Source organism: Chromobacterium alkanivorans (genome assembly GCF_016937655.1).
GTDB classification, from domain to species: domain Bacteria; phylum Pseudomonadota; class Gammaproteobacteria; order Burkholderiales; family Chromobacteriaceae; genus Chromobacterium; species Chromobacterium alkanivorans.
Window position 1 is genome coordinate 29,940 of record NZ_JAFHKL010000015.1, and the last position, 15,643, is coordinate 45,582.

Below are 15,643 nucleotides of genomic sequence, written 5' to 3' on the forward strand. Positions count from 1 at the left end.
GCACAGCCTGGGCGCCGGGGATTAAGCCGCCGTTAACAATGGGATAATCCGTTGCCGGCAAGCTGGGGGACGACAAGGAGGCGGGAATGCGGGTGTTATTGGTGGAAGACAACGAGTTGATCGCGCTGGGCATCGTCGCCGGGCTGCGCGCCCACGGCCTGACGGTGGACGCGGTGGGCAGCGCGGCCCAGGCCGAGGCGGCGCTGGCGACGCTGGACGCCGATGTGATGATTCTGGACCTGGGGCTGCCGGACGAGGACGGCATGCGCTTGCTGGCGCGCTTGCGCGCGCGCGGCGCGGCGCTGCCGGTGCTGGTGTTGACCGCTCGCGACGCGGTGGAGGACAGGGTGGCCGGCCTGCGCGCCGGCGCGGACGATTATCTGCTCAAGCCCTTTGATCTGGACGAGCTGGTGGCCAGGCTGCACGCCTTGCGCCGCCGCGCCGCCGGGCGCTGCGTGGATGCGATCGAGGACGGCCCGCTGCGGCTGGACCCGGCGCGCGGCGAAGTCTGGCTGCACGGCCGGCCGGTGGCGCTGGCGCGCCGAGAACTGGCGCTGCTGGCGGCTCTGATGCAGGCGCGGGAGCGGATTCTCAGCGCCGAGCAACTGAAGGACCGGCTCTACGATTACAGCGAGGAAATCGAAAGCAACGCCCTGAACGTGCACATCCATCATTTGCGGCGCAAGCTGGGTCCGGCGATCGTGGAGACGGTGCGCGGCCTGGGCTATCGCTACGGCAGGGCCGGCGCATGAGCTTGCGCCTGCGCTTGCTGTTGTGGATAGGGGTGTCGCTGTGCCTGCTGTGGGGCGGCGTGGCGGCCTGGACGCTGCATGATCTGGAGCGGCAGATGCGCTTGACGCTGGACCGGCGGCTGGCGATGTCGGCGCAGATGGTGGCCGGCCTGATGGAACAGCTGCCGGCGCCGCCGCCGCGCGCCTTGCCGCGTTTCGACGGCATAGGCGCCGGCATCGCGTGTCAGATCGTTTCCGTGCGCGGCGAAGTGCTGGCGCGCACGCCGGGCGCGCCGGATAGCCGCGCCGCGCCGGCGCCGGGCTATGCCGAGCAAAGCTTGCGCGGCGAGCGCTGGCGCAGCTATACGGTGGTGGCCAACGGCCTGAGGGTGACCACGGCGGACCGGCTGACCGAGCGCGACGCGATGTTGGCGGATATCCGCTGGGCCGCCGCCGTGCCCTTCATCGCGGCCCTGGCCGGCAGCCTGGTGGTCTTGTGGCTGGGCGTGAACCGGGGGCTGCGGCCGCTGGAGCGGCTGCGTCGCGCCTTGGCGCGCCGCGCGCCGGACGCCCTAGAGCCGGTGTCCACGCGGGGCTTGCCGCGCGATGTGCTGCCGCTGGCGGACAGCCTGAATCAATTGCTGCGTCGCGTCGGCGAGGCGCTGCAACGCGAGCGGCGTTTGACCAGCGACGCCGCCCATGAGCTGCGCACCCCGCTGACGGCGATCAAGACCCATCTGCAGGTGGCGCGCATCACCCAGGGGCCGGACGCGGCGCAGGCTTTGGCCCACGCCGCCGAAGGAGCGGAACGCTTGCAGAACACCTTGGGGCAGCTGCTGATGCTGGCGCGGCTGGAAGGGGCTTTCGATTGGGAGGAAGGCCCGCCGGCCTGCGCCGACGAGGTGGCGAGGCTGGCGATGCGCGACGCGGAACCGGCGCCGCCGCGGCGCATTGTCTGCGCGCCGCTGCCGGAGGCCGCGCTGGCCTTGCCCCAGGCGCTGGCGGCCACCGCGCTGCGCAATCTGCTGGACAACGCCTTGCGCTATTCGCCGCCGGACGCGCCGGTGCGTCTGCAGGCCGCGCTGTGCGAGGGGGGCTTGCGCTTCGAGGTTCGCGATCAGGGGCCGGGGCTGACGGCCGCCCAGCGCGAGCAGGCCGCGCAGCGCTTTTGGCGCGGGCGGCATGCCGGCGCCGGCAGCGGTCTCGGCCTGTCCATCGCGGCCGCGGTCGCCGGGCGCTTCGGCGGCCGCCTGGAACTGCTGGCCGGCGAGGAGGGCGGGCTATGCGCCGCCCTGACGCTGCCGGTGCTCAGCTCGCCTGGTGAATGCGCATGAAAGGCGGCGCGGCCACCACGTCCGGCACGCTGCTGTTGACCGGGTGCTGCATCACCTTCTGCGCCACCAGCTTCAGCTCGTACATGATGCCGATGGCGGCCTCCAATTCCCGCGGCTGGCCGTTGAAGGTGCGGTCCAGCGCGGCCAGCAGGTTCTGGTAGGCCTGATAGAACTGAGCGCCGCTGACGGCCGCGCCGCTGCCGGCCGGATAGTCCGAGAGCGCGGCGTTGGGCAGCAGATTGAACACTCCGGTTTCGTCCAGCGGCACCGGCTCGCCGGTGTAGGACCAGCCTGAGGGGCTGGAGTCGTCGCGCACCAGCCGCTTGCCGTAGTAGATCTCGCCAAACTTGAAATAATGGGCGTAGCCGCCGCCGGCGTCTTCCTTGGGATTGATCCAGTCGTCCTCCACCTGCACGCCCTCGCCCTGGCGCACGATGGTGTCTATCACCGCGCGGGCGCTGGCCATGTCGTAGACCTTGCCGTCCGGACAGCCCGGCACCTCGTGCGGGAACCACTGGCTGACGTCCACCTGCTCGTCCAGCCGCGGCTGGGCGAAGCAGTCGTGGCCGTGGTTTTCCAAGTATTGCAGCCGCTCCAGGATGGCCTGGTAAAAGCGGCCGATGGAGTCGAAGCCGGGCTGGTTGTCGACAGAGGCCTGGGTTTCGCCGGGCAGGATGGCCTGGGTGTCCGGCCGTTCTATCTCCATGAACACTTCCTGCGCCTGCTGCCGGCTCAAGGCCTTGAGGGTGACGATCAGGCCGGTGTCCACGCACATCGGCAGCGGGCCGGGGTAATTGAGCGCCCGGCCGTCTTCGATGACGCGCGGATTGCCTCCGATGGCGATCAGGGTGTTGGCGGCCAGCGTCATGTGCAGCATTTCCTCCACCACCACCGACTGCACCAGCGCGCGCGCCTCCTGGTTCTGGCCGGGCTTGATGGAGAACAGCGCGGTCAGATAAGTGGGAATGGTGGACAGCTCCAGCCGCACCGCGCCGGCCAGCATGGTCCGCACATCATTGATGTGCTCGGCTTGAAGCAGTTCGGCCATCAGTTCTTGACGTATCTTCAGCATGGCTTGGTTTCCTTGCTTGGTTTCCTTGAAAGGGGGGCCGTTTGGGCGCTCAGGAGTCGTTGCCCTTGCGGCTCTTGCTCGTGCTGAGAGAGCCGCGGGTGGCGGCGATGTCGGCCTCGCTGGGCGGCGCGCTCTGGCGCAGCGGGCAGCGCTTGCCGTACATCAGCTGGCGGTCGAAGGTTTTGCCGGTGCGGTCAATCACGTTCTGAAAGTAGTTGATCAGCATGCGCCGCTTGCTGGCGGACAGATCGCGCGTCACCGGCATCTGGTCCGGGTCTTCGATGGGCTTGTCGAAGACGAAGCGCATGATGAAGGCGCTGGCGTCGGCCACCGCTTGTTTGGAAAAGTCGAACAGGCCCTGGCTCATCACCGGGTAGAGGTTGGCGTATTGCTGCAGGATGGGCTGCACGTCCTCCCAGCGCGGGTTGTCCAGGTCGATGTCCTGGCCCGGTTGCGGGAAGCTGCTGAAAACCACCACCGCGAAGTTGTCGAAGGGCTGTTGCAGCGCCGGATCGGAGCCGGCCAGATTGTAGGAGATGGTGAACAGCTGGCCGTCCATGTATTCGCGCGGGGTGCCGAAGCTTTCCGGCCCGTGCAGGGTGACGGCGGCCCGGCCGGCCTGGTCGGTGATCGGGTCCGCCGGGCTGATGCGGATGGCGGCGTTGGGCACGTTGTTGACCGGCAGCAGCGCGCGCGGAGTGGTGCCCTGGGTCTTGTCGGTGGGGGTGTCGCTGTAATCCAGCATCGGCGCGCCGGCCCAGAAAGCCAGCGCCGCGCCGGCCAGCGGCTGGCCGTAGCGCGCCGCGTAGAGATGAGTGTGCAGGTGGTTCTTGTCCGGGTGGTTGGGGTCCAGGCGGATGGCGAAGTCCTCGGCGCGCACCTCGTTGCCCAGCAGCGCCTCGCGCACGCAGACCACGGCGCGTCCCTCCGCGCCCACCGGCTGGACGATGGCCAGCGGCAAGGGCTGATTGGCCAGCCGCAGCTGCGCCTCGTTCAGCGGCACGGACTGGATGCCGGCCTGCTGGTCTTGCAGCGTCTGCGAGGTGTCCACGCCGGCGATGGCGGTGTAGTCGTCCGGGCCTATCTCCGCGTCCTGCGCGGTCCATTCATTGTGCAGGATCGCGTATTGCAGCGGCGGCAGCGCCGCCACTTGGTAGTGGCTGTCCAGCGGCAGCGCGTTGCTGAGGTCCACTTGCAGGCTGGCGGTATCCTGATCCAGCCAGGAGGAGAAACAGCCGATGCCGTTCTGGCTGGCAAGATCGCTGCCCTGTTGCGTGGTGGGCATGAAGCGGCGGCCCAGGATGAAGGAGCGCGGCTGGCCGAGATAGGCCGGGCCGATGGCGCCGAGCACGGTGCCGTAGCCGAAGCCGGGGTCGCTATAGGTGGTGCTGTAGCCGTAGGTGGACAGGCGGATGGATAGCCGGTTCTGCTCGCTCAACTCGATCAGACGCGTCAGCAGCGGGCTGTCGAAGCCGTCCAGATGCCACTGGATATTGGTGAGTACGGACTGAAAGACGGCGGAGGCGCCGCTGTCGCCCTGGCTGGCGGCGCGGGAGAACCACAGATCGCGGAAGGGGTTGCTCTGGTAGTCGGCGGTCATCAGCGGCGTGCCGTCCGGCTTGAGCAAGGACACCGCCAGGCCGTAGATGCTGGAGGCCAGCTGCCAGTCCGGGTCCAGGTCCACCATCTTGCCGGACGGTTTGCCGATGGCGTTGCCCACGCTGCAGGACAGCAGCGGGTCTTGCGCCGGATCGGTGATCAGAATGCCGCTGGGGCCGCGCAAGCTGCTCACCTGACAGTTGGCGAAGCGCATGATGGCGGTGCCGGTGGGGTGCCACCAGCCGTTGAAGGTTTTGGTGCGCCCGTTTTCCCCCGCTTGCTGATATTCCTGGAAATGTGGTTCGAAGGTGGCGTTGTCGTAATGGCGCGGATCGTTGTTGACAGTGGAGACGTCGGATTGGAACTGGCCGGCAAAGGCCAGGCGGGGGAACTGCAGATAGCTCATATTGGCTCCTTGCCGGCAGGAAAATGCGCTGACGGTTTTTGTAGGCGATTTAATTCCATGGGCATAGCGCGGGTATAGGCGGCGCTGGCCGTAAGGGCAATGTTCTTTAGGACAGGTGGATGGGCGGGCCGCGGCGCGGCCCGGAAAGGGATTGGCCGACGCTGTGCGGACACGCGTCGGCCGGGACTGGCGCTTACTCCGCGCCCAGCGACATCGCGTGCTTGAACACATTGCCCGGGTCGTACTGGCGTTTGATCGCCACCAGCTCCGGATACAGCGCGCCGTAATACAGCTCGCCCCAGCTATAGCCGGGCGTGCCCGGCCGCGCGCCGCTCAGCATGTCCACGTCCGGATAGTTGATGTAGCAGCCCTCGTAGGGCGAGTCCGGCAAGGCCGCCGAGGCCGGGTAGGGTGTGCCGTTGAAGCCGTCGGCGGCGTAGACGGCGTCGAAGAAGTCGCGCATCCAGCGCAGGTGCTGAGCGTCGTTGGCCGGGTCGGTCCAGTAGCTTTGGTATTGCAGCTTCATCACCGAGGCGCGCTGCGGCACCGCGGTCTGGTTGTCGGCCGGATCGAAGCCGTTGTTGCCGGCGCTGCGGTGGTTGATCGCGCCGCCGTAGGAGTCCACTTGCAGCAGCGATTGGGCCAGGTCTTTGTTGTCGGGGTCGGCGGTCAGGTGCTGGTGGATGGCCTTGCACTCCGCCGGGCTGAAGTTCCGCTTCATATAGGCGGATTTGTACTTGCCGCGCTGGTTGTTGCCGGAGCCGTTCAGCGTTTGGGTGGCGTATAGCCAGTCCATCGCCTGAGCGTGTTCCGGCAGCGGCGCGCTGTTTCTCGGCTGCGAGCGGTGCGGGATGTGGGGCAGGTGGCCGCCGCCGGGCAGGTAGGTGTTGAGCAGTTGCGGCTGGGCCACTTGCTCGATGCGCCGGTAGAAATCGTTGAACGGCGCGGTGTGGTTCAGCTTGCCGTCCCGGTCGGTGTATTGCACCACCAGCCCCAGGTTTTTGGCGCTGATATGGGTGAGCTTGAGCAGGCTGAACAGGCCGTAGCCGTCGGGCTCGCTGTCCGCCTCCTGCCAATATTGGCCGTAGGTTTGCAGCAAGGCGGTAAAGCGGCCCAGGTCCTTGAAATCGTCCCAGCTGAATTGCAATAGCTGCACGCCCACCTGTTGCGGCGCCGGCGGCAAATCGTCGAAGTAATAGCTGGTGATCAGGCCGACGTTGCCGCCGCCGGCGCCCTTGCACAGCTTGAGCAGGCCGGCGAATTCATTGTCGGCGCGGGCGTGCACCTTGCGCACCTTGCCGCCGTCCGCCAGCAGGATGTCCACCGCGCTCAGCCAGTCCACGGTCAGGCCCTGCAGCCGCGACAGCAGGCCGTAGCCGCCGCCGCTGATATGGCCGCCGGCGCCCACCGAGTAGCAGGAGCCGCCGGGCACGGTCTTGCCGGTGAGCTTGTACAGGCCGACGTAACCATCCCAGTTCTGATTGCCGGCCAGGAGCTGGAAGCCGTAGCGGCGGCCGTCCGTCGTCACATCCCGGCGCAGGCCGGAGAGTTGGCCGATGTCTATGATCAGGCCGCCGGGATTGTTGCTGACGAAGCCTTCGTAGCAATGGCCGCCGCTGCGGATGGTGGGATTGAGCCGGTGGTCCAGCGCGTATTGCAAGGCGGCGACGGCTTCGGCCTCGTCGCTGCAGACGACGATGCCGCCGGCCGCTTGGCCGGCTTCCGGCCAGCGTAGATTGAAGCCTTTTTTCAGCGTTTCGTAACGGCGGTCGTCCGGGGTGATGGCGTTCAAGCCCATGTCTAGTTCTCCTTTGAGTCGGCCGCAAGGGCGGTGCCCATGCGTTTTGCATGACATTGTTTTATAGACGAGCCGGGCGGGGAGAACGCTGGCAAATGCTGAGCTGGGCGGCATTGCCTGTTTTAACGTTTCATTTCTTGGGGGCCATGCTTGAATCAACTGGATTTTGTTCTGGCATGAAATGACATTTGAATGTTGTTTTGCTACGCTCCCAGCCAAAATCAGGAGCGAGCGGACATGATCAAGCAATGGATGGGCCTGGCCCTGCTGCTGGGCGGGCTGGGCGGCGCGGCGCAGGCCGGGGAAGCGTTTGGCGCGCCGGGGCTGACGGCGGTGCGCGGCCCGGCGGCCAAGTCTTTCGTCGGCGTGGCGGCGGAGGGGCCGTCGCGAGTGTATTTCACCGGCTATCGCGGCGTGGTGTCCGAGGTGTTCTACCCGGCGGTGGACACCCAGGCGGCGGTGGATCTGCAATTCCTGGTGGGCGACGCCGGCGGCGGCTTCGTCGACGAGGAAAAGCGGCAGGACTACCGCGTGCAGCGGCTGCATCCGCGCAGCATGAGCTGGCAGGCGCAGACCGGCAACCCGGCCCATCACTGGCGCATCAGCAAGCACATCTTCACTGACCCGGCGCGCGACGCGCTGATCCAGCGCGTCACCTTCAGCGCGCTGGACGGCCGCCGCGTCGGCGATTTCCGGCTCTATCTGCTGTTCAAACCCTATCTGGACAACGCCGGCGCCGGCAACAGCGCCGCCACCCTGGCGCGCGCCGGCGGCGGCGCGGCCTTGGCGGCCAGCCGCAATCAACGCGCCTCGGCGCTGCTGAGCAGCTTGCCGTGGAAGACGCAGAACGGCCGCCGCATGCTGTCCAACGGCTTCGTCGGCCTCAGCGACGGCTGGACCGATCTGCTGGGCGGCGCGGCGGACAAGCGCATGGACTGGACCTTCGATTCCGCCGGCAACGGCAATGTGGCGCAGATGGGCTGGCTGGAACTGGGCGACCCGCGCGCGGCCAGCGTGTCCTTCGATGTGGTGCTGGGCTTCGGCGCCAGCCAGGGGCAGGCGCTGGACGCGGCCGCCGCCGCGCTGGGCGGCGATTTGGACGCGGCGCAGCGGCGCTACGACGCCGGCTGGCAGGCTTATGCCTCCGGCCTGTCCGATCAGGGCGGCAGCGCCGACGACGGCTATTACCTGGCCGCGATGACGCTGAAAACCATGCAGGACAAGGACAGCGGCGCGATGGTGGCCGGGCTGGGCACGCCGTGGGGCGCCAGCCAGGGCGACGCCAACGCCGGCGGCTACCACCTGGTGTGGCCGCGCGACCTGTTCAAGTTCGCCAACGCCCTGCTCACCGCCGGCGACCGCGCCACCGCCGCGCGGGTGACGGATTATCTGTTCAACACCTTGCAGCAGCGGCGCGACTGCGGCGCGGCGGAATACGACGCCGCCGGCTGCCCGGACGGCTTCAGCCGCAACGGCCGCTTTCCGCAAAACGCCTGGGTCAGCGGCGCGCAGTATTGGCAGGGCACCCAGATGGACGAGCAGGCCATGCCCATCCTACTGGCCTGGCGGCAGGGGCCGGCGGTGTATTCGCCGCTGTGGCCGCGCATCAAGCTGGCCGCTGACTACATCCTGAACGCCGGGCCGTGGACCTACCAGGAGCGCTGGGAGGAAAACAGCGGCTATTCGCCGTCCACGCTGGCGGCGCAGATCGCCGGCCTGGCCGCCGCCGCCGACATCGCCCGCGCCAACGGCGACGACGCCAGCGCCGCGCGCTATCTGTCCGCCGCCGATTACTGGCAGCAGAACGTGGACGCCTGGACCTTCACCCGCAGCGGCGGCTTTGGCGACGGCCGTTATTATCTGCGCCTCAACCCGTCGGCGCGCGCCGGCGGAGCCAGCCGCGCCGGCCAGGCGCCGGCGCTGGGCCCGGACACGCCGCAGACGCTGGAGGTGAAGAACGGCGGCGGCAGCCGCGACGCGCGCCGGGTGGTAGACGGCGGTTTCCTGGAGCTGGTGCGCATGGGAGTGAAGCGTGCCGACGATCCGGCCATCGCCGCCACGCTGGGCATTTACGACGCGGTGCTGGGCCAGCGGCTGGAACTGTCCGGCGCGCCGGCGTTGCCGGTGAACGCCTGGTTCCGCTACAACTTCGACGGCTACGGCGAGCGCAACGACGGCGGCGATTTCGCCGGCAGCGGCGTGGGTCGGCTGTGGCCCATCTTCACCGCTGAGCGCGGCGTCTACGAGATTGCGCGCCAGGGCGGCGGCGCGGCCGGCCAGCCCTATCTTGCCGCGCTGAAGCAGCTGGCCACGCCGGAGGGCATGTTGCCGGAGCAGGTGTGGCCGCACAGCGCGGTGCTGCCGGACGGCTGGGCGGTGGAGACGCCGGCCGGCAAGCGGGCCGGCACGCCCACCGGTTCGATCGCGCCGCTGAGCTGGGCGATGGGCGAATACATCAGCCTGCTGGCCTCCATCCGCGCCGGCCGCGTCGTCGATCTGCCGGAAGCCGCCTGCGCGCGTTATTACGCCTGCCGGGTGCCGCCCAAGGCCGGGGAGGCGACGGTGGAGATCCAGGCCGCCGCCGAAACCAGCTGGGGGCAGCAGTTGTACGTGACCGGCGCGGCGCGCGCTCTGGGCAACTGGAACACCGACCTGGGCCTGCCGGCCGACGCGGCGGCTTATCCCCTGTGGAAGACCCGGGTCAATCTGCCGGCCGGCCAGCGCGTCGAGTACAAGTACTACCGCAAGAACGCCGACGGCAGCGTGAGCTGGGAGCAGCGCGCCGGCAACCGCGTGTTGCAGGCGCCGGCCGGCGGGCTGACGTTGAATGATCAGGTGGTGTGGTGAGGCGGGCGGGGATCAAATGCTTATTGATTTATTTGGAATATTGAAAGCAAATTTAATTACTTTTTGATATTAAACATGGCTTTTATAGTGTGCTGAGTCCCCCTTGTTCAGGAACTCGCCATGTCCATGTTCATCTCCCGCCGTTCCCTGCTGGCGCTCAGCCTCGCCAGCCTCTCTCTTGTTGCCTTGGCGGCGCACGCCGCCGAGGCCCCCATCGTCATCGGCTACCAGACCGGGGTCGATCCTTCCAAGGTGGCCCAGGCCGACGGCCTGTACGAAAAAGCCATCGGCCGGCCGCTGCAGTGGCGCAAGTTCGAGAGCGGCGCGGAAGTGCTCGCCGCGCTGGCCTCCGGCGACGTGCATATCGCGGACCTCGGCTCCAGCCCGCTCAGCGCCGCCGCCACCCGCCAGTTGCCGATCCAGACCTTTCTGATCGTCGCCGAGATCGGCAACTCCGAAGCGCTGGTGGCGCGCAAGGGCAGCGGCATCAAGAGCCCGCGGGACCTGATCGGCAAAAAGGTGGCGGTGCCCTATGTCTCCACCACCCATTACAGCCTGCTGGCGGCGCTCAAACACTGGAAGCTGGACCCGGCCAAGCTGTCCATCGTCAATCTGCGCCCGTCCGAGATCAGCGCCGCCTGGCAGCGCGGCGACATCGACGCCGCCTATGTCTGGGATCCGGCGCTGAGCCAGGCGTTGAAAACCGGCTCGGTGCTGGTCAACTCCGAACAAGTGGGGCAATGGGGTGCGCCCACCTTCGAAGCCTGGGTAGCGCGCAAGGATTTCGCCGCCGCCCAGCCGCAAGCGCTGGCCGCCTTCGCCAAGGTGACCTTGCAGGCCTTCGCCGATTACCGCGCCAAGCCGGCGGCCTGGAGCACCGGCTCGCCGCAGGTGGCCAAGATCGCGCGGCTGACCGGGGCTGATCCGGCGCAGATTCCCGGCCTGCTGGCCGGCAGCCGCTTCCCGCTGGCGCAGGAGCAGCTGTCGCCGCGCTTGCTGGGCGGCGGCACCGCCAAGGCCTTGCGCGACACCGCGCTGTTCCTGAAGGAGCAGAAGAAGGTGGAAGCGGTGCTGCCGGATTATCAAGCCTATGTCGAGCCGCGCTTCGTGCGGCTGGCGCAGCCGCGCTGAGCGCCAGGAGGCCGCGATGGCGAGCTTGATCGTGGAAAACGCCGGCGTCAGCTACGCCGGCCCGTCCGGTCCGGTGCTGGCGCTGGACCGGGTGTCGCTGGAGCTGCGTTCCGGCGAGATCGTGGTGGCGCTGGGGCCGTCCGGCTGCGGCAAATCCACCTTGCTGGGGCTGATGGCCGGTTTTCAGACGCCCAGCCAGGGCCGGGTATTGGCCAACGGCCGGTCGGTGCGCGGGCCGGGCGCGGATCGCGGCGTGGTGTTCCAGGACGACGCGCTGATGCCCTGGCTCAACGCCGAGGACAATGTGGCCTTCGGCCTGCGCCTGCGCGGGGTGCCGCGCGAGCAGCGGCGGCGCGAGGCGCGCCGCATGCTGGGCTGGGTGGGGCTGGAGGCCTTCGCCGGCCACGCGCTCAGCCAGATGTCCGGCGGCATGCGCCAGCGCCTGGGCCTGGCGCGCGCGCTGGCGGCCGATCCCGACTTCCTGCTGCTGGACGAGCCCCTGGGCGCGCTGGACGCGCTGACCCGGGAAAAGATGCAGTCGCTAATCCTCAGCCTGTGGCAGCGCAGCGGCAAGGGCATCTTCCTGATCACCCACAGCATCGAGGAAGCGCTGTTTCTCGGCACCGAGCTCTTGGTGCTGACGCCGCGCCCCGGCCGCATCGCGCTGCGGCAGAAGCTGGGCTTCGCCCAGCGCTACGCCGCCGGCGAATCGGCGCGCTCGATCAAGGCCGATCCCGCCTTCATCGCCATGCGCGAGCACTTGCTGGACTGGATTTTCCGCGCCGAGGAGGCCGACCATGCCGCCGCTTGAACTGACTGAGCTGACTGAATTGGGCCCGGCCGCGCAAGCCGAGCTGAGCGCGCCGCCGCCGGCCCATCCTCCCGTCCCTCTCGCTGGCCGTTTCGCCGCCTGGCGTCGGCGCTGGCCCACCGCCTTGTCGGTGGGCGGCCTGCTGCTGCTGTGGTGGGCGGCCAGCGCCGGCGGCCTGGTGTCGCCGCTGTTTCTGCCCGGCCCGGCCCAGGTGGCGGCGCGGCTGGCGGACCTAGCGGTCAACGGTTTCATGGACGCCAGCCTGTGGCGTCACGCCGCCGCCAGCCTGGGCCGGGTGGGCCTGGCGCTGCTGCTGGCCGCGGCCACCGCGGTGCCGCTGGGCATGTTGATGGGCCTGAGCCGGCGCGCGCATGCGGCGCTGGACCCGTTGATCGAGTTCTACCGGCCGGTGCCGCCCCTGGCCTATCTGCCCCTGATCGTGATCTGGTTCGGCATCGGCGAAGCCAGCAAGGTGCTGCTGATCTATCTCGCCATCTTCGCGCCGCTGGCCATCGCCACCGCCGCCGGGGTGCGCCGCGCGGACCCGGCGCGGCTGCAGGCGGCGCGCTCGCTGGGCGCCAGCCGCGGCCAGCTGCTGCGGCTGGTGGTGCTGCCCAGCGCGCTGCCGGAGATCCTGACCGGGCTGCGCATCGGCCTGGGCATCGGCTGGTCCACCCTGGTGGCGGCGGAGCTGGTGGCCGCCACCCGCGGCCTGGGCTTCATGGTGCAGTCCGCCGCCCAGTTCCTAGTCACCGACGCGGTGATCGCCGGCATCCTGATCATCGCCTGGATCGCGCTGGCCTTGGAGCTGGGGCTGCGCTGGGCGGAGCGGCGCTTCGCCGGCTGGGCCACGCCGGAGCGGTTTTGAGCGAGTTTTCGATTTCTTGGATTTGAATCCGTTGAGCGGATAGGGAGCACATTCATGAGCCTGCAACTGCAAGCCCTCAGCCCGGCCCTGGGGGCCATCGTTTCCGGCGTCGACTTGAGCGCGCCGCTGTCCGGCGCCGAGCGCGACGCGATCGAGGCGGCGCTGCTGCGCCACCAGGTGCTGTTCTTCGAGAACCAGCCGCTGACGCCGCGCCAGCAGCGCGACTTCGCCGCCCGCTTCGGCGATCTGCACCTGCACCCGGTCTACCCGACGGTGGCGGAGCAGCCGGAAATCATCGTGCTGGACACCCATGTCGACAATCTGCCGGACAACGACAACTGGCACACCGACGTCACCTTCATCGCCACCCCGCCGCTGGGCGCGGTGCTGTCGGCGCGGCAGTTGCCGGACGTGGGCGGCGACACGCTGTGGAGCAGCAACAGCGCCGCTTACGAAGCCTTGTCGCCGGCCTTGCGCGCGCTGCTGGACGGCCTCAGCGCCGAGCACAGCTTTGTCCATTCCTTCCCGGAAAGCCGCTTCAAGGACACGCCGCAATACGCGCGCTGGCAGCAGGCCAGCCGCGACCATCCGCCGGTGGTGCACCCGGTGGTGCGCACCCACCCGGTCACCGGCCGCAAGGGCTTGTTCGTCAACGAGGGCTTCACCACCCGCATCCTGGAACTGGCGCCGCGCGAGAGCGATGCCCTGCTGGCCTTGCTGTTCGCCCACGCCGCGCGGCCGGAATTCACCGTGCGCTGGCGCTGGAAGGAAAACGATCTGGCGTTCTGGGACAACCGCGTCACCCAGCATTACGCGGTGGCGGATTACCTGCCGCAGCGCCGGGTGATGCACCGCGCCACCATCCTGGGCGACCGGCCGCGTTGAGCGGAGCGGGAGGAAAGTAACAAGCCCGGCTATGCCGGGATTTTCAATTCCAATGGTCTTAAATTGCCGGAGAGCTGAGGGATTTAATGTGGGCTATCCAGCGCTGGAAAAGGGTTTGGAACCTATATTTGATAAGTCTGTTTTGGCATAAATAGCGTCGACCGGCCTATCGGCGCGGCAGTATGATGTTCGACTGTCCGAGTTGGATGTTTAGAGAGAATAAAAAATGAAGATCGCAAACAAATGCGTCGTATTCGCCATGGTCGCGGCGGCGGGGTTGAGCGGCTGCGCGACGGAAAGCTCGCGCGCGCTGACGGTTGCCCAGGTGGAAACCGCCGGCAAACCTTACGCCGGCCCGCGTTCCCCTATCGCGGTGGGCAAGTTCGACAATCGCTCCAGCTATATGCGCGGCATTTTTTCCGACGGCGTGGACCGTCTGGGCGGCCAGGCCAAGACCATCCTGATCACTCACCTGCAGCAGACCAACCGCTTCAATGTGCTGGACCGCGACAACCTGGAAGAAATGAAGCAGGAGGCCGCGTTCAGCAAGCAAGCGCAGGCAGTCAAGGGCGCTACCTATGTGGTGACCGGCGACGTGACCGAGTTCGGCCGCAAGGAAGTGGGCGACCACCAGCTGTTCGGCATCCTCGGCCGCGGCAAGCAGCAGATCGCTTACGCCAAGGTCAACCTCAACATCGTCAAGGTGGCCACCTCGGAAGTGGTGTACTCCACTCAGGGCGCCGGCGAATACAGCCTGTCCAACCGTGAAATCATCGGCTTCGGCGGCACCGCCAGCTATGACTCTACGCTGAACGGCAAGGTGCTGGACCTGGCGATGCGCGAGGCGGTGAACAAGCTGACCGCGGCCATAGATTCCGGCGCCTGGCAGCCCGCCAAATAAGACCGGCTGATCCTGCGTTGCGCTTCTAAGCGTTAAGCAAGCCTCGGATGATTACAGGGCGGGCCGGCAGCCCGTCCGCCTTACCTTTTGCAAGATGAACATCATGAAACACAAGATGGCGAAAACGCCGCTATTGGCGCTGGCCCTGCTGGGCGGCGCATTGTTGACCGGCTGCGCCAGCCAACACTCGTTGTACCAGTGGGAAAGCTACCAGCCCCAGGTCTATCAGCACTTCAAGGGCGCGGCGGCGGAAGAACAGGTCACCGCGCTAGAGCGCGATCTGCAGAAGATCCGCGCAAACGGCAAGACCCCGCCGCCGGGCTATCACGCCCACCTGGGCATGTTGTACGCCAGTCTGGGCAAGGGGGATCAGATGGCTCAGGAATTTCAGACCGAGAAGCAGCTGTTTCCGGAGTCCGCCGCCTATATGGATTTCCTGCTGAAGAAAGCCAAGAAGTGAAAGCCCGCACCATGATCAAACGCATTGCCCAATGGCTGGCCTTCCTGGCCATCGCGGCGCTGGCCACCGGCTGCGCCAGCCACAAGCCCTATGACTACACCGCTTACAAGCAGAGCCGGCCGCGTTCCCTGCTGGTGTTGCCGCCGTTGAACGAATCGCCGGAAGTGGCCGCCAGCTACGGCATGTTGTCGCAAGTCACCATGCCGCTGGCCGAAGCCGGCTACTACGTATTGCCGGTGACGCTGGTGGACGAAACCTTCAAGCAGAACGGCATGAGCACGGCCTCGGACATCCACGGCGTGGCTCCGGCCAAACTGAAGGAAATCTTCGGCGCGGATGCCGCGCTGTACGTGACCGTGAGCAAGTACGGCACTCGCTACAGCGTGATCAGCAGCGACACCGTGGTGTCCGCCAGCGCCAAGATGGTGGATCTGAAGACCGGCGCGGTGCTGTGGAGCGGCTTCGCCACCGCCTCCAACAACGAGGGCAACAACAACTCCGGCGGCGGCCTCGTGGGTCTGTTGGTGACCGCGGCGCTGAAGCAGATCATCAACAGCGCCACCGACGCCAGCCACGATATGGCCGGCGTCACCAGCCAGCGTCTGTTCAGCGCCGGTCGCAACGGCGGTCTGCTGTACGGTCCGTACTCTCCCAGATACGGCACCGACTGAATCCGCAAGTTATCGAGAACACCGAGCCCGGCATTGCCGGGCTTTTTTACGGGCATCGAGCTGCGACATATCTCCATGTGAAATGATAATGGCATTTAAATTTAACGATTTTCGGGTAATATCCGTCCG

Annotated in this window: 13 protein-coding genes; 10 read left to right on the top strand and 3 right to left on the bottom strand. The window is 67.5% G+C overall.

Features of this window, described 5'->3' with window-relative positions; genetic code table 11:
• The first annotated feature begins 86 nt into the window (after positions 1–86).
• Together JW897_RS21015 and JW897_RS21020 are read left to right on the top strand one after the other, a co-directional pair.
• Positions 87–752 carry a response regulator gene (locus tag JW897_RS21015; RefSeq protein ID WP_205467510.1) on the top strand — a complete coding sequence of 222 codons (666 nt, stop codon included), beginning with the start codon at positions 87–89 and terminating at the stop codon, positions 750–752.
• Complete coding sequence (locus JW897_RS21020; protein ID WP_205467511.1) at positions 749–2,065, top strand: ATP-binding protein; 1,317 nt, start codon at positions 749–751, stop codon at positions 2,063–2,065. The genes JW897_RS21015 and JW897_RS21020 overlap by 4 nt, the downstream gene beginning before the upstream one ends.
• Here JW897_RS21020 and JW897_RS21025 read toward each other — a convergent pair.
• From JW897_RS21025 to JW897_RS21035, 3 genes are all read right to left on the bottom strand, one after another.
• Positions 2,040–3,137 (bottom strand): ferritin-like domain-containing protein, encoded by a 1,098-nt coding sequence (locus tag JW897_RS21025; protein ID WP_205467512.1) that lies wholly within the window; start codon positions 3,135–3,137, stop codon positions 2,040–2,042. The genes JW897_RS21020 and JW897_RS21025 overlap by 26 nt on opposite strands.
• A gap of 49 nt (positions 3,138–3,186) precedes the next feature.
• Positions 3,187–5,142 carry a hypothetical protein gene (locus JW897_RS21030; protein WP_048416083.1) on the bottom strand — a complete coding sequence of 652 codons (1,956 nt, stop codon included), beginning with the start codon at positions 5,140–5,142 and terminating at the stop codon, positions 3,187–3,189.
• Positions 5,143–5,335: 193 nt separating this feature from the next.
• A complete protein-coding gene (locus JW897_RS21035) occupies positions 5,336–6,940 on the bottom strand; it encodes an FAD-binding oxidoreductase (RefSeq protein ID WP_205467513.1) in 1,605 nt (534 codons plus the stop codon).
• 237 nt (positions 6,941–7,177) lie between these two features.
• Here JW897_RS21035 and JW897_RS21040 point away from each other — a divergent pair, with 237 nt between their 5' ends.
• From JW897_RS21040 to JW897_RS21075, 8 genes are all read left to right on the top strand, one after another.
• Positions 7,178–9,787, top strand: coding sequence for a glycoside hydrolase family 15 protein (locus JW897_RS21040; protein ID WP_205467514.1), 2,610 nt, complete (start codon positions 7,178–7,180; stop codon positions 9,785–9,787).
• A 120-nt stretch (positions 9,788–9,907) separates the two neighbouring features.
• The gene (tauA, locus tag JW897_RS21045; protein ID WP_240352318.1) at positions 9,908–10,918 is read left to right on the top strand and encodes a taurine ABC transporter substrate-binding protein; all 1,011 of its coding nucleotides are present in this window, start codon (positions 9,908–9,910) and stop codon (positions 10,916–10,918) included.
• 16 nt (positions 10,919–10,934) lie between these two features.
• Positions 10,935–11,729, top strand: a complete 795-nt coding sequence (locus tag JW897_RS21050) for a taurine ABC transporter ATP-binding protein (RefSeq protein ID WP_205467515.1) — start codon at positions 10,935–10,937, stop codon at positions 11,727–11,729.
• On the top strand, positions 11,716–12,597 hold the full coding sequence (gene tauC / locus JW897_RS21055; RefSeq protein WP_205467516.1) for a taurine ABC transporter permease TauC: 882 nt from the start codon (positions 11,716–11,718) through the stop codon (positions 12,595–12,597). Before JW897_RS21050 ends, tauC begins: the two co-directional genes overlap by 14 nt.
• A gap of 54 nt (positions 12,598–12,651) precedes the next feature.
• Positions 12,652–13,482: a taurine dioxygenase gene (gene tauD, locus JW897_RS21060; protein ID WP_205467517.1), complete on the top strand. Its 831-nt coding sequence runs from the start codon at positions 12,652–12,654 to the stop codon at positions 13,480–13,482.
• Positions 13,483–13,708: 226 nt separating this feature from the next.
• Positions 13,709–14,383 (top strand): CsgG/HfaB family protein, encoded by a 675-nt coding sequence (locus JW897_RS21065; RefSeq protein ID WP_048416078.1) that lies wholly within the window; start codon positions 13,709–13,711, stop codon positions 14,381–14,383.
• A gap of 103 nt (positions 14,384–14,486) precedes the next feature.
• Positions 14,487–14,843, top strand: coding sequence for a DUF4810 domain-containing protein (locus JW897_RS21070; protein ID WP_231589351.1), 357 nt, complete (start codon positions 14,487–14,489; stop codon positions 14,841–14,843).
• A gap of 11 nt (positions 14,844–14,854) precedes the next feature.
• Positions 14,855–15,514 (top strand): DUF799 domain-containing protein, encoded by a 660-nt coding sequence (locus tag JW897_RS21075; RefSeq protein WP_048416104.1) that lies wholly within the window; start codon positions 14,855–14,857, stop codon positions 15,512–15,514.
• Positions 15,515–15,643: the final 129 nt, after the last annotated feature.